An 11,777-nucleotide genomic window follows, 5' to 3' on the forward strand; every position below is an offset into this window, starting at 1 on the left:
TTCCACATCCTCCCACCGCACCGCCGCGGCCACCCGCGGCCGCTAGCCTCACTGCGTGAGCACCACCCCTGCGCGCGTGTACGCGGCCCGACTGGTCGGCCTGCCGATCTTCGACCCGCAGGGCGACCAGGTGGCGAAGGTGCGCGACCTCGTCGCGGCCGTCCGGTCCGAGGTCAGCCAGCCGCGGGTGCTCGGCATGGTGGCCGAGGTCTTCGGCCGCCGGCGGATCTTCGTGCCGATGACCCGGGTGACCCACATCGACGCCGGCTCGGTCTACACGACCGGCCTGCTGAACATGCGCCGCTTCGAGCAGCGCTCGACCGAGACCCTCGTGATCGGCGAGATGCTCGACCGCGAGGTCACGATCCCCTCCACCGACGTGCGCGGCACCGTCTACGACGTCGCGATGGAGCAGGCCCGCAACCGCGACTGGGTGCTGAGCCGGGTGGCTGTCCAGGAGCCCGCCAAGGGGCTGCGGAGGCGCGGCCAGACCCACGTCGTGGAGTGGCGCGACGTCGTCGGGCTGAGCCGGCGCGAGGAGACCCAGGGGGCCACCCACCTGGTCCACGCGCTCAACGAGATGCGCCCGGCCGACGCGGCCAGCATGATCCACGACCTCCCCCGGGAGCGGCGCACGGCGGTCGTCGCGGCGCTCGACGACGAGCGGCTCGCCGACGTCCTCGAGGAGCTGCCCGAGGAGGACCAGGTCGAGATCCTCAGCCACCTCGACACCGAGCGCGCCGCGGACGTGCTGGAGGAGATGTCGGCCGACGACGCCGCCGACCTCATCGCCGACCTCTCCCCCGAGACCGCCGAGGTGCTGCTGGACCTGATGGAGCCGGCCGAGGCCGAGGACGTGCGGCGCCTGATGTCGTACGTCGAGAACACCGCCGGCGCGATGATGACGCCCGAGCCGGTCATCCTCGGCCCCGACGCGACCATCGCCGACGCGCTCGCCCACGTGCGCAACCCCGAGCTGACCCCGGCGCTGGCCGCGCTGGTCTACGTCTGCCGCCAGCCGCTGGAGACCCCCACCGGCCGGTTCCTCGGCGTCGCCCACATCCAGCGGCTGCTGCGCGAGCCCCCCTCGACCCTCGTCGCCGGTGCGCTGGACGACTCGATGGAGAACCTCAAGCCCGAGGCCACGATCGACCAGGTGGCGGCCCACCTGGCGACGTACAACCTGGTCGCGGCGCCGGTCGTCGACGAGAACGGCCACCTGCTCGGCGCGGTGACCGTCGACGACCTGCTCGACCACATGCTGCCGGAGGGCTGGCGCGACCGGGCGGTGCGCGATGCCTGACCAGCGCTCCGCCCCCAGCCGCCTCGACACCCCCCGCGAGCTGCGGCGCCGGTCGCTGTTCACGCGGCGCCCGTCGTACGACGCCGACACCTTCGGGGTGTTCGCCGAGCAGTTCGCGCGGTTCATGGGCACCGCGCGGTTCCTGATCTACATGACCGGCTTCGTCGTGCTGTGGGTGCTCTGGAACACCCTCGCGCCGGAGGACTGGCGCTACGACCCGTACGCCTTCATCTTCCTGACCCTCATGCTCAGCCTGCAGGCGTCGTACGCCGCCCCGCTCATCCTGCTGGCGCAGAACCGGCAGGAGCAGCGCGACAAGGTGATCGCCGAGCAGGACCGCCAGGCCAACGCCCGGGCCCACGCCGACATGGAGTTCCTCGCCCGCGAGGTCGCCTCGCTGCGGATGTCGGTGGGCGAGATGGCCACCCGCGACTTCCTGCGCTCCGAGCTCCGTGCGCTGCTGCAGGAGCTCGACGATCGGGCCGAGGCGGGGGCGCTGGACCGCGCCGACGAGCACGCGGACCGCCGCCAGGCACGTGAGGCTCGTCCCACCCCTGCTACGGATGCGGGGTCGGACACCCCCGCGACCTAGACTCGGACATCATGAGCACCGGGCTTGTCGACAAGGTCACCGCAGCTCTCGGGAACGTCAACGACCCCGAGATCAAGCGGCCCATCACCGAGCTGGGCATGGTCGACTCCGTCGACGTCGACGCCGCGGGCGTCGCGCACGTCCACGTGCTGCTGACCGTCGCCGGGTGCCCGCTGAAGGACACCATCAACCGCGACGTCACCGCAGCGGTCAGCCAGGTCCCGGGCATCACCTCCGTGGACCTCTCCCTCGGCGTGATGACCCCCGAGCAGCGGGCCGGCCTCAAGGACGTCCTCAGCGACGGCAAGGCGCAGCGCGAGATCCCCTTCGCCCAGCCCGGCAACCTCACCAAGGTCTTCGCGATCGCCAGCGGCAAGGGCGGCGTCGGCAAGTCCTCGGTCACCGTCAACCTCGCCCTCTCGATGGCCGGCCAGGGCCTCAAGGTCGGCATCGTCGACGCCGACATCTACGGCCACTCCGTGCCCGCGATGCTCGGTGTCGCGGACTCCCGCCCCACCCAGGTCGACGACCTGATCATGCCGGTGCCCACCGCCAGCGGCGTCTCGGTCATCTCCATCGGCATGCTCAAGCCGCGACGCGACCAGGTCGTCGCGTGGCGCGGCCCGATGCTGGACCGGGCCCTGGTCCAGATGCTCTCCGACGTCTACTGGGGCGACCTCGACGTCCTGCTGCTCGACCTGCCCCCGGGCACCGGCGACGTGGCGATCTCCCTGGGCCAGCACCTGCCCGGCGCCGAGGTGGTCGTCGTGACCACCCCCCAGGAGGCCGCCGCCGAGGTCGCCGAGCGGGCCGGCACGATGGCCTCGATGATGCACCAGCGCGTGGTCGGCGTCGTCGAGAACATGAGCTACCTCCCCTGCCCGCACTGCACCGCCGAGGGCAAGGAGCACCGCCTCGAGGTGTTCGGCTCCGGTGGCGGCGACCGTGTCGCGCAGACGCTGTCGTCGCGGTTCGGGTACGACGTGCCGGTCCTCGGCCGCGTGCCGCTCGACGTGTCGCTGCGCGAGGGCGGCGACATCGGCAAGCCGATCGTCGAGTCCGACCCGACCGCGCCCGCCGCGCGCGAGCTGCACCAGGTCGCCTCCACCCTCTCCGGCCGGGGCCGCGGTCTGGCCGGCATGCAGCTGGGGCTGACGCCTGCCGCTAGGTTCTGACCCGTGTTCGGGGTCGGCCTGCCGGAGTTCGCGGTCATCGCGTTCGTCGCGGTGCTCGTCTTCGGTCCCGACCGGCTCCCGGACCTGGCCAAGCAGGCCGGTCAGTTCCTCCGCAAGGCCAAGCAGTTCGCCACGTCCGCCCGGGACGAGCTGCGCAGCGAGCTGGGGCCGGAGTACGCCGACCTCGAGCTGCGCGACCTCGACCCCCGCGCCATCGTGCGCAAGCACGTGATGGAGGCGATGGCCGACGCCGAGGAGGAGGCCAGCCGCCCCAAGCGCCGCGGCCTGCGCCCGCTCGCCGACGGCGAGGTCCCGCCGTACGACGTCGACGCCACCTGACCCCGCCGCACTCAGGAGTCGCGGGACTGGACCGCGGCGAGGCCGGTGAACGCGACGAGGACGACCCGGCCCGCGTCACCGGTGCGGACCTCGACGAAGTCGGCCCCGACGCGTGCGAGGGTGCCGTCGTGGGTGGCGCCCTCGACGGTGCGCACGACGCAGCGCTCGCCGGCGTCGGCGAGCCGCCGGAGGGCGGAGCCGAGACCCAGCCGGGCCGTCGCGGGCCAGGCCACCTCGGGCACCGAGCGCGGTGCGGCGTCGTGGACGGCGGTCACGGCCGGCAGGTGCACGACCCAGTCCTGACCGGGACCACGGAGGTGGCACCACCCGGTGCCGACCCGCTCCAGGACGCCGGCCGTCGTGCCGGCGCCACGCACCTCGAGCACCAGCTCGCGGTCGAGGGAGGCGACGAGCCGGGAGGCGAGGGTGACCTGCTGGTACTCCGCCCGGCTGCGGTCGGCGAGGTCCGCGGCGCGCTCGAGGTCGTACGCCGCCTCGGCCTGCTGCTCGAGGTCGTCGAGGACGCCGAACAGCTCGCGCTCCCAGCCCATGCCGGCGCACCCTAGCCGCCCGCGCACCCCTGCGCCGCCCGGTGCTGGTCGCGTGCCGGGAACCGCGGACAGCAGGGGCGCCCCCGGGTGACCATGGACCCATGACGACGACGGTGGTGCAGGTGCTGTGGGGCGCGTGCCTCGCGATGGCGGCGTTGGTCGTGGGCCTCGGGATCGAGCTCCACCTGGACGGCGCCGGGGCGCTCGTCAGCTACCCCCTGGTGGTCGGCGGGATCCTCCTCCTGCCGGCTGCCTCGGCGCTCCTGGAGCGGGCCACCGGGCCCACTCCGCCGCCGGCCGAGGGCTGACCTGCAGGGATGTCGGGTACCGGGGTCTCCGTGGCGCTGCGGCGCCGTCCCCCGCTAGGCACTTCCCTGCACTCGAAGGAGACCCCCATGGAGATCGTGGGCATCATCATCGCCGGCCTGATCATCGGCCTGCTCGGCAAGCTCGTCGCCCCCGGCGACAAGGACAACACCCCCATCTGGCTGACGCTGCTGTGCGGCATCGGCGGCGTGCTCCTCGGCCTGGTCGTCTACCAGGCCTTCGGCGGCAACGGCTCGCCCGGCGTCGACTGGGTCCGCTGGGCCGTCTCGATCGCCATCGCCGCGGTCCTCGTCGTGCTCGCCTCGACGCTCACCGGCCGCAACCACGGTCAGCGGCACGCGCACCGCTGACCCACGGCGGCACGTCCACGCGGAGGCGTGGTCGCGCCCGGCACGGCCCCTCACGGGGTCAGTGCTCGGGCCGCGACCACGCCTCCGTCTGCGTGAGGCGGAAGAGGTAGGCCAGCGCGGGCAGCACGACGGCCGCGGCGATGCCGACCGCGACCAGCAGCGCCTGCAGGGTGGCCTCCGCCCCGGCGGCCTCGGCGATGGTGACCTCGTCGACGAGCAGCCAGGGGTACTGCCCGACGCCCCACCCCGAGACCACCGCCGCGACCGCGACGACCGCGGTCATCCGGGCGACCGCGAAGCGCCGTCGCGCGAGGAGCACGAGCGTCGCCGCCCCGGCCAGCGCGGAGGCGACGACCAGCGGTGCCGCCTGGGTCTCCAGCCCGTCGGCCAGCGTCGGCGCGTCGAGCTCGAGCGGCACCAGCGCGGCCAGCACCACCCCGCCGGTCACAAGGCCCACGGCGATCGTGCGGCGCCGCAGCTGCTCGGCGAGCCGCTCGTGCCCCCCGCGCGCGGCGTCGGCGCACAGGAAGCAGCCCGCCAGGAAGGCGCAGGTGCCGACGGCGATGACGCCCCCGAACGCCGACGTCGGGTTGAGCCAGGAGCTCCACAGGTCGCCGCGCCCCTCCGCCGGCACCCGGCCCGAGGCGATCGCCCCGGCCACGGCCCCCAGGAAGAACGGGGTCACCACCGACGAGGTCGCGAAGACCGCCCCGAACAGCCGCGCCTGCGCCAGCGACGCGGCGTACTTGCGGAAGGCGAAGCTGGCGCCGCGGAGCACGATCCCGAGCAGCGCCAGCAGCAGCGGAAGGATCAGCGTCGACATCGCCGAGGCGAAGGAGGCCGGGAACGCCGTCCACCAGGTCACCAGCACGTAGATCAGCCAGACGTGGTTGGCCTCCCACACCGGGCCGATGCTGTGGTCGACCAGGGTGCGCAGCTCCGCCCCCTTCCGGCTGCCGCCGGCGGTGAGGTCGAAGAAGCCGGAGCCGAAGTCCGCGCCGGCGAAGACGGCGTACGCCAGCACGCCGACGAACAGGGCGGCGGCGACCGCGGTCTCGAGCATCAGCGCACCGCCCCGCTCGTCGTCGTGGAGGTGCCCTCGGAGCCGGGCGGGTCCGGGGCGTAGGGGCTCGGCAGGTCCGCCTCCCCCGCCCGCCAGCGGCGCGCCATCGAGCGCAGGACGACGATCGCGCCGATCGTCATCGCGGTGTAGACGACGAAGGTCGCCCCCAGCAGCCACCACAGCGCCGGGTTGTCGCCGGCGGCCTCGGGCGTGCGCATGACGTCCTGGACGATCCACGGCTGCCGGCCGACCTCGGTGGCGATCCAGCCGGCCTCCATCGCGACGACGGCGAGCACGCCGCCGGTCGCCATGAACCGCAGGAACCAGCGACGGTCGGTCAGGTCGCGGCCGCGCCAGCGGGCGAACCAGTAGACGACCGCGACGAGCGCGAGCAGCGTGCCGATCCCGACCATCAGCTGGAAGGACAGGTGGGTGATGTTGACGGGCGGGTGGACGTCGGCCGGGAACTCCTCGAGGCCCACGACGGGCTTGTCGAGGGAGTTCCGCGCGATGAGCGAGCCGAGGTAGGGGATGTCGAGCGCGTAGCGGATCTCGCCGTCGACGAGCACCCCACCCAGGCGCAGCGGCGCGGGCTGCTCGGTCTCCGTCGCCAGCTCGAACGCCGCGAGCTTGGCCGGCTGCCACTCCGCGAGGCGCCCGCCGAGCAGGTGGCCGACGAACGGCTGGACCACCGCGGAGGCGCTGGCGAAGGCCATCGCGACGGTGAAGCCGAGCCGGTGCCGCGCGTCGCGCCGGCCGCGCAGCATGCCGACGGCGTACACCGCGGCGATGGCGAAGCCGGCGACCATGTACGCCGCCAGCCACATGTGCAGGAACTGCCAGAACGCGGCCGGGTTGAACAGCACCGCCCACGGCTCGATGTCGGTCACCTCGCCGTCGACGACGCGGAAGCCGGTCGGCACGTTCATCCACGCGTTCACCGCGATCACGCAGTAGGTGCCGACCACACCGGTGATCGCCATCGGCACCACCATCAGCAGGTGCTGCGTGGCCGGCATCCGGCCCCAGCCGTAGAGGTAGATGCCGAGGAAGATCGCCTCGAGGAAGAAGGCGAGCCCCTCGAAGGCGAACGGCAGGCCGAGGACGTCGCCGAAGGTGCCCATCAGGCCCGGCCAGAGCAGGCCCATCTCGAAGCTGAGCACCGTGCCCGAGACGGCACCGATGGCGAAGAGCACCGCCGAGACCTTGGCCCACCGCTGCGCGAGGACGAGGGCGTCGGCGTCCCCCCGGCGCAGGCCGATGAGGTGCATCGTGAAGATGATCGCGGGGAAAGCCACGCCGAAGCAGGCCAGCACGATGTGCCAGCCGAGCGAGAGCGCCATCTGCTGGCGGGCCGGCAGCAGGCCGGCGGGCTCGGACACGTCGGCGGCGTGCGCGGTCAGCCCGGCCAGTGGGGGAAGGGCGTCGGGGAGGGACTGGAGCACGTCGATGGGCACCACGTCCTCGACGGTAGGCCGGTCGGTGCCGGAAACCGAGACTTTGTGAAAGTTTTCACGAAGGGGGTCCTAGGACCATCGGGCGACAGGCCGAGGACTCCGCGGACGTGACCTCTGGGGGGCATGTGACGGATGATGTGGCGGTGACGACGACCCGACGCCGCCCGCTCCTCCTGGCTCTCGCCGGAGGAACCGCAGCCGTCGCCGGCATCGGCACGGCGGCCCGCACCGGACTGATCGGGGGTGGCGGGGATCCCGCAGGCGGGGCCCGGCTGGAGCTGAGCAGCGGCGACATGGGCGTGGAGTCCCTGACGCTGCCGCTCGACGACCGGGTCCTCGTCGAGGGCGCATCCCCGGGCGGGGGCCTCGGCGGCTCGTCCGCGCGGCGCGGCACCGGCAAGCTCGCGACGACGACGTACTCCATGGTCGGCTTCACCTGGACCCGCGGCGAGGCCGAGCCGGTGCTCGAGCTCAGCGTCCGCCGCGGCTCGGCCTGGGAGCCCTGGAGCCGGGTGCCCGGCTCCCACGAGTCCCCCGACCCCGGCACCGGCGAGATCGGCTCGGTCGTCGGCAGCGAGCTGGTCTGGGTCGGCCCGACCGACGGGGTCCGCGTCCGCGTCGTCGGCGAGCGCCCGAGCGACCTGGCACTGGTGCTGCTGCACCCCACTCCCCTGCCCGGCGACGAGGCGGCGCTCGACGACGCCGACGACTCCGAGGTGCAGCCGCTGGGCCGCACCTCCGCGCGGACGAGCGCCGAGGTCCGCGTGCCGCGGCCGAACATCCGCAACCGGCGGGCGTGGGGCGCCAACGAGGACCTGCGCGACAAGCCGCCGTCGTACATCACCACCGTGCAGCAGGTGCACGTGCACCACACCGTCAACAGCAACAGCTACGCGGCGGAGGACGTGCCGGCGCTGATCCGCGGCATGTACGCTTACCACACGCAGAGCCTGGGCTGGTCCGACATCGGTTACAACTTCCTCGTCGACCGCTTCGGCCGGATCTGGACCGGCCGCGCCGGCGGCGCCGCCAAGAACGTCCGCGGCGCCCACACCCTCGGCTTCAACCACAACTCCGCGGGCATCTCGGTCATCGGCAACTTCGACCAGGTCAAGCCCCCCAGCGCGGTCATCGCGGCGATCGCCCGGGTGGCGGCCTGGAAGCTCGACCAGTACGACCGCGACCCGCTGGGCCGCACCACCGTGGTCAGCGAGGGCAGCGACAAGTTCCGCTCCGGGCGCTCGGTGACGCTGCCGGTCATCGACGGGCACCGTGACACCAACGACACCTCCTGCCCGGGCTCCCACCTGTACGCCGCCCTCCCGGCGATCCGCCAGAAGACCAAGACCCGCATCGACAACTTCCGCACCCGCGAGACCGCGGTCGCGATCACCGCGCCGTTCACCGCCAGCGGGCGGGTCGTCTTCGGGCAGAGGCTCGTGGTCCGCCCGGGCACCTGGACGCCCGCCGAGGCCACCCCGACCTACACCTGGCTCCGGGACGGCGAGCCGATCGGTGGCGCACGCGGCGAGGACTACAACGTCCGCCGGGGCGACGTGGGGTCGCGGATCTCGGTCCGGGTCGACCTCGCCGCGCCGGGCAGCGCCCCCGCCAGCCAGACCGTCTCCTGGCCCTCGCGCGGCCGCTCGAACGTCGACCTCGTCGTCCGCGCCGCCGGCCGCAAGGGCCGGGCGCTGATCTCCGTGGTCGCCACCGCTCCGGCGCTGCCCTCCGGCCACCCCGAGGGCCCGGTCACCGTGAAGGTCGCGGGGAAGACGCTCACCCTCCGCCTGCGCGAGGGGCGCGCCGAGCGGCTGGTGCGGGGGCTCGAGCCGGGCACCTACGACGTGCGGGCGGTCTTCGAGCCGACCGCGGTCGCGGCGCGCGCCCGGGCGACCGACACGGTCCGGGTCAAGCCGCTCGACTGACCGGGCGGCTCGGCCGGGCGGCTCGGCCGGCCGCGCTCAGGGCTGGCGGTAGGTCCACAGCCCGGTCGACCAGACGTCCGCCGCGGTCCGGTCGCCCGGCGCGTCGCCGCCCGCCCAGTCGGCGCCGCCGTGCACGACCAGCACGTCGCCGGCCCACACCGCGGGTCCGGGCTCGCTCGGCGCTCCGGCGGGCCGGAGCAGCCGGGTCCAGGTCTCCCGCGCGTCGTCGTACACCCAGCCGGTCGTCGCGACGAGCCGCCCGCCGACCGCGTCGACGTGCCAGCCGGTCTCGTCGGCGTGGTCCTCCGGCGGGGCGTCGGGCAGCCGGGACCAGCGGCCGGTCGCGGGGTCGAGCCGACCGCCGTACGGGATGGTCCGGCCGAAGCCGTTCACCTCGCCGCCGTCGGCGCCGCCCAGCGTCGCGTCCACGAGGTGGGTGCCCGACCACGACCAGCGCCAGCCGCCGAGCTGGTCGGAGGGCGGCAGGGTCCGCCAGGTCGTCGCCCTGCGTTCGAGGACGGCCGCCTGCACGAGCCCCGGGCTCGCCGGCTGACCGTCCGGCCCGATGGCCTTGGCGGTGAGCACCAGGCCGAGGTCGGTGGGGACGATCGTGCGGTCGTAGGCCGGCACGAACGGGTCCTCGGGCAGCTCGGACCACACCCCGGTGCTGGTGTCGAGGACGCGGTCGGGCACCCGCCCCCGCTCGTCGCTCCCCGACACCAGGAGCAGCCGCCGGCCGTCCGCCACCAGCGAGCCCCAGCTCGCCTCACCCGGGACCCGGAGCTCCTCCCAGGTGTCCTCGGCGCTGCGCCAGACCAGCAGGCGACCGTCGACGAGGACATGGAGGTCTCCGCCCACCACCGCCCGCGAGGACCACGGCGGGACCGGCCGGGGCGCGTCCTGGATCCGCCGCCAGGCGCCGGAGTCGAGGTCGTACGCCGCGCCATCGCGCTCCGGCGCGGTCTCGTAGGCGCAGTCGGCGGTGGGTGGGCACGGCTCGCCGGCGTACCCGCCGACGACGACCACCTCCTCGCCGACGTGCGCGAGGACCGCGCCCTCGCGCGGCGACAACGGCGCATCCTCCGCCCGCTCCCACGCCCCGGTGATCGCGGCGCGCCCCGGCTCCTCGGCCCGCTCCTGCTCGCCGCACCCCACCGCGGCTGTCGCGAGCAGGACGAGGACGAGGAGGACCGGGCGCACGGCGGTACGACGCCCGGCCGGCCGCCCGGGTTCCGCTCGCTGTGGACGGGCGGTTGACGAACGATCCGAACCGACGTTGCATGGGTGATACGGACGCAAACAGATGCAAACGCATGGTTCAGCCCCTCGACGCAGATCGGTGCCTTCCCATGGACGACCTCACCCGCCGCTCGTGGAGCCGCTGCCTGCTGGTCGAGGCCCTGGTGACGACGGCGCTCGCGGCGCTCGGCCTGCTCGTCCGGCCCGTCGCGGACCAGGCGCTGCCGGCACCGGGCGCCACCTTCGACCAGGTGCTGGTCGGGGCGTGCGCGGTCGCCGTGCTCGTCGCCGCCGCCTGGCTGTGGCTCGTGACGACCGTCGTGGTCGCGGAGGCGCTGCGCGGCGCGTCCGGCGGCCGGGCGAGCAGCCGGGTGGGCGTCCCGCGTGCTCTCCGCGTCGCAGTGCTCGCCGCCTGCGGCGCGGCGCTCGTCGTGCCGGCGCCGGCCCTCGGGGCAGAGCGGCCGCACCCGCTGGACGGCCTGCCGATGCCGGACCGGGCCACCTCGACCTCGGCGTGGGTCGCCGCGGCGGTCGCGGACGCGTCGCGCCCGGGGCACGGCTCCGGTGCCGACGTGACCGCCGCCCGGACGCACCTCGTCCGCGCCGGGGACAGCCTGTGGGCGCTCGCGGCGGCCGACCTCTCCCCTGCGGCGGACCCACGCGACGTCGCCCGTCGCGCGCACCGCCTCCACCAGCTCAACCGGGCCGTCATCGGGGACGACCCGGACCTCATCCACCCCGGCCAGCGGCTGCACCTGCCGCCCGCCGCGCACCGAGGAGACCACTCATGACCACACCGTCGACCCACGACCGGAACGTCCTCGCGTTCCCCGCTCCCCTGCCGGCCAGCATCCAGGGCACCCTCGCCCTCGACCTGAGCCCGCGGCTCGACCCTCCGCCCGCCCACGGCCCGGACGGCGCCACCTCCACCGGCGTGGTGCCCGTGGACCTGCGGCAGCGTCGCGGTGTCGAGCAGTGGTCGCGCCGGTTCGCCCAGGCGGCGGTCGAGATCGTCGGCGGTGACCGACCGGTCACCCAGCTGCTGCGGTGGACGACGCCCGAGGTCTACGCCGACCTCGAGCGACGCGCCTGCCTCGTCGCGCGCGCCGGCGGCCACCGCCCCGGCGTCGGCCGCGTGCAGCCGGTCCGCCCCAAGGTGCTCAGCGTGCACAGCTGCTTCGTCACCGCGGTCGTGGTGGAGACCAGCATCCACGTGCGGTACGGCGCGCGCTCGCGGGCCGTCGCCGCCCGGTTCGAGGAGCGGGTGGCCAAGGACGGCCCCACCCGCTGGGTCTGCACCGCCCTCGACTTCGCCTGAATGCCGACCAGGACCGAGCGAGGAACGAGCTCGGTCCGTCGCGATGGCAGGTCGGGCACGGCCCGCGGCCGAGGAACGAGGCCGCGACGGCCGGGGGGAGACCCGGTGGCCCGCGCCGGGCCGGAGGGACCCGCC

Annotated in this window: 13 protein-coding genes; 9 read left to right on the plus strand and 4 right to left on the minus strand. The window is 74.5% G+C overall.

All coding sequences use genetic code 11. The features are described from left to right. Positions 1 to 55 precede the first annotated feature (55 nt). From QWY28_RS18565 to QWY28_RS18580, 4 genes are read left to right on the plus strand one after another with little or no spacing between them, the layout of a single operon-like run. Complete coding sequence (locus tag QWY28_RS18565; protein ID WP_300954081.1) at positions 56 to 1,303, plus strand: magnesium transporter MgtE N-terminal domain-containing protein; 1,248 nt, start codon at positions 56 to 58, stop codon at positions 1,301 to 1,303. Continuing rightward, on the plus strand, positions 1,296 to 1,895 hold the full coding sequence (locus QWY28_RS18570; protein WP_300954083.1) for a DUF1003 domain-containing protein: 600 nt from the start codon (positions 1,296 to 1,298) through the stop codon (positions 1,893 to 1,895). Before QWY28_RS18565 ends, QWY28_RS18570 begins: the two co-directional genes overlap by 8 nt. An 11-nt stretch (positions 1,896 to 1,906) precedes the next feature. Further along, entirely contained in the window at positions 1,907 to 3,070 is a 1,164-nt protein-coding gene (locus QWY28_RS18575; protein WP_300954084.1) for an Mrp/NBP35 family ATP-binding protein, read from the plus strand. A 3-nt stretch (positions 3,071 to 3,073) separates the two neighbouring features. Continuing rightward, positions 3,074 to 3,409 (plus strand): sec-independent translocase, encoded by a 336-nt coding sequence (locus tag QWY28_RS18580; protein ID WP_300954085.1) that lies wholly within the window; start codon positions 3,074 to 3,076, stop codon positions 3,407 to 3,409. Positions 3,410 to 3,420: 11 nt separating this feature from the next. Here the strand turns inward: QWY28_RS18580 and QWY28_RS18585 are convergent, their stop codons facing one another. Beyond that, on the minus strand, positions 3,421 to 3,960 hold the full coding sequence (locus tag QWY28_RS18585) for a hypothetical protein (RefSeq protein ID WP_300954086.1): 540 nt from the start codon (positions 3,958 to 3,960) through the stop codon (positions 3,421 to 3,423). A gap of 101 nt (positions 3,961 to 4,061) precedes the next feature. Between QWY28_RS18585 and QWY28_RS18590 the strand changes: the two genes are divergently transcribed. Both QWY28_RS18590 and QWY28_RS18595 read left to right on the plus strand, forming a co-directional pair. Continuing rightward, the gene (locus QWY28_RS18590) at positions 4,062 to 4,268 is read left to right on the plus strand and encodes a hypothetical protein (protein ID WP_300954087.1); all 207 of its coding nucleotides are present in this window, start codon (positions 4,062 to 4,064) and stop codon (positions 4,266 to 4,268) included. Between the two features lie 87 nt (positions 4,269 to 4,355). Beyond that, positions 4,356 to 4,637, plus strand: a complete 282-nt coding sequence (locus QWY28_RS18595) for a GlsB/YeaQ/YmgE family stress response membrane protein (protein WP_300954088.1) — start codon at positions 4,356 to 4,358, stop codon at positions 4,635 to 4,637. A gap of 58 nt (positions 4,638 to 4,695) precedes the next feature. Here the strand turns inward: QWY28_RS18595 and QWY28_RS18600 are convergent, their stop codons facing one another. Next, entirely contained in the window at positions 4,696 to 5,700 is a 1,005-nt protein-coding gene (locus tag QWY28_RS18600) for a cytochrome d ubiquinol oxidase subunit II (protein ID WP_300954089.1), read from the minus strand. Then, entirely contained in the window at positions 5,700 to 7,160 is a 1,461-nt protein-coding gene (locus tag QWY28_RS18605; protein ID WP_300954090.1) for a cytochrome ubiquinol oxidase subunit I, read from the minus strand. Before QWY28_RS18605 ends, QWY28_RS18600 begins: the two co-directional genes overlap by 1 nt. 140 nt (positions 7,161 to 7,300) lie before the next feature. On the opposite strand from QWY28_RS18605, the gene QWY28_RS18610 reads away from it, so the two are divergent. Continuing rightward, the gene (locus QWY28_RS18610) at positions 7,301 to 9,085 is read left to right on the plus strand and encodes an N-acetylmuramoyl-L-alanine amidase (RefSeq protein WP_300954091.1); all 1,785 of its coding nucleotides are present in this window, start codon (positions 7,301 to 7,303) and stop codon (positions 9,083 to 9,085) included. A gap of 36 nt (positions 9,086 to 9,121) precedes the next feature. Here QWY28_RS18610 and QWY28_RS18615 read toward each other — a convergent pair whose 3' ends face one another. Beyond that, positions 9,122 to 10,285: a Kelch repeat-containing protein gene (locus tag QWY28_RS18615; protein ID WP_300954092.1), complete on the minus strand. Its 1,164-nt coding sequence runs from the start codon at positions 10,283 to 10,285 to the stop codon at positions 9,122 to 9,124. A 149-nt stretch (positions 10,286 to 10,434) separates the two neighbouring features. Between QWY28_RS18615 and QWY28_RS18620 the strand changes: the two genes are divergently transcribed. Beyond that, a complete protein-coding gene (locus QWY28_RS18620) occupies positions 10,435 to 11,115 on the plus strand; it encodes a LysM peptidoglycan-binding domain-containing protein (RefSeq protein ID WP_300954093.1) in 681 nt (226 codons plus the stop codon). After that, positions 11,112 to 11,642, plus strand: coding sequence for an Rv3235 family protein (locus QWY28_RS18625; RefSeq protein WP_300954094.1), 531 nt, complete (start codon positions 11,112 to 11,114; stop codon positions 11,640 to 11,642). Before QWY28_RS18620 ends, QWY28_RS18625 begins: the two co-directional genes overlap by 4 nt. Positions 11,643 to 11,777: the final 135 nt, after the last annotated feature.

The organism is Nocardioides oceani (assembly GCF_030412965.1).
Classification (GTDB): domain Bacteria; phylum Actinomycetota; class Actinomycetes; order Propionibacteriales; family Nocardioidaceae; genus Nocardioides; species Nocardioides oceani.

Excerpts from the sequence above, each read along its gene's own strand:
- QWY28_RS18570 (WP_300954083.1), top strand. The coding sequence starts at position 1,296 with ATGCCTGACCAGCGCTCCGCCCCCAGCCGCCTCGACACCCCCCGCGAG.
- QWY28_RS18575 (WP_300954084.1), top strand. The coding sequence starts at position 1,907 with ATGAGCACCGGGCTTGTCGACAAGGTCACCGCAGCTCTCGGGAACGTC.
- QWY28_RS18585 (WP_300954086.1), bottom strand. The coding sequence starts at position 3,960 with ATGGGCTGGGAGCGCGAGCTGTTCGGCGTCCTCGACGACCTCGAGCAG.
- QWY28_RS18590 (WP_300954087.1), top strand. The coding sequence starts at position 4,062 with ATGACGACGACGGTGGTGCAGGTGCTGTGGGGCGCGTGCCTCGCGATG.
- QWY28_RS18595 (WP_300954088.1), top strand. The coding sequence starts at position 4,356 with ATGGAGATCGTGGGCATCATCATCGCCGGCCTGATCATCGGCCTGCTC.
- QWY28_RS18600 (WP_300954089.1), bottom strand. The coding sequence starts at position 5,700 with ATGCTCGAGACCGCGGTCGCCGCCGCCCTGTTCGTCGGCGTGCTGGCG.
- QWY28_RS18620 (WP_300954093.1), top strand. The coding sequence starts at position 10,435 with ATGGACGACCTCACCCGCCGCTCGTGGAGCCGCTGCCTGCTGGTCGAG.
- QWY28_RS18625 (WP_300954094.1), top strand. The coding sequence starts at position 11,112 with ATGACCACACCGTCGACCCACGACCGGAACGTCCTCGCGTTCCCCGCT.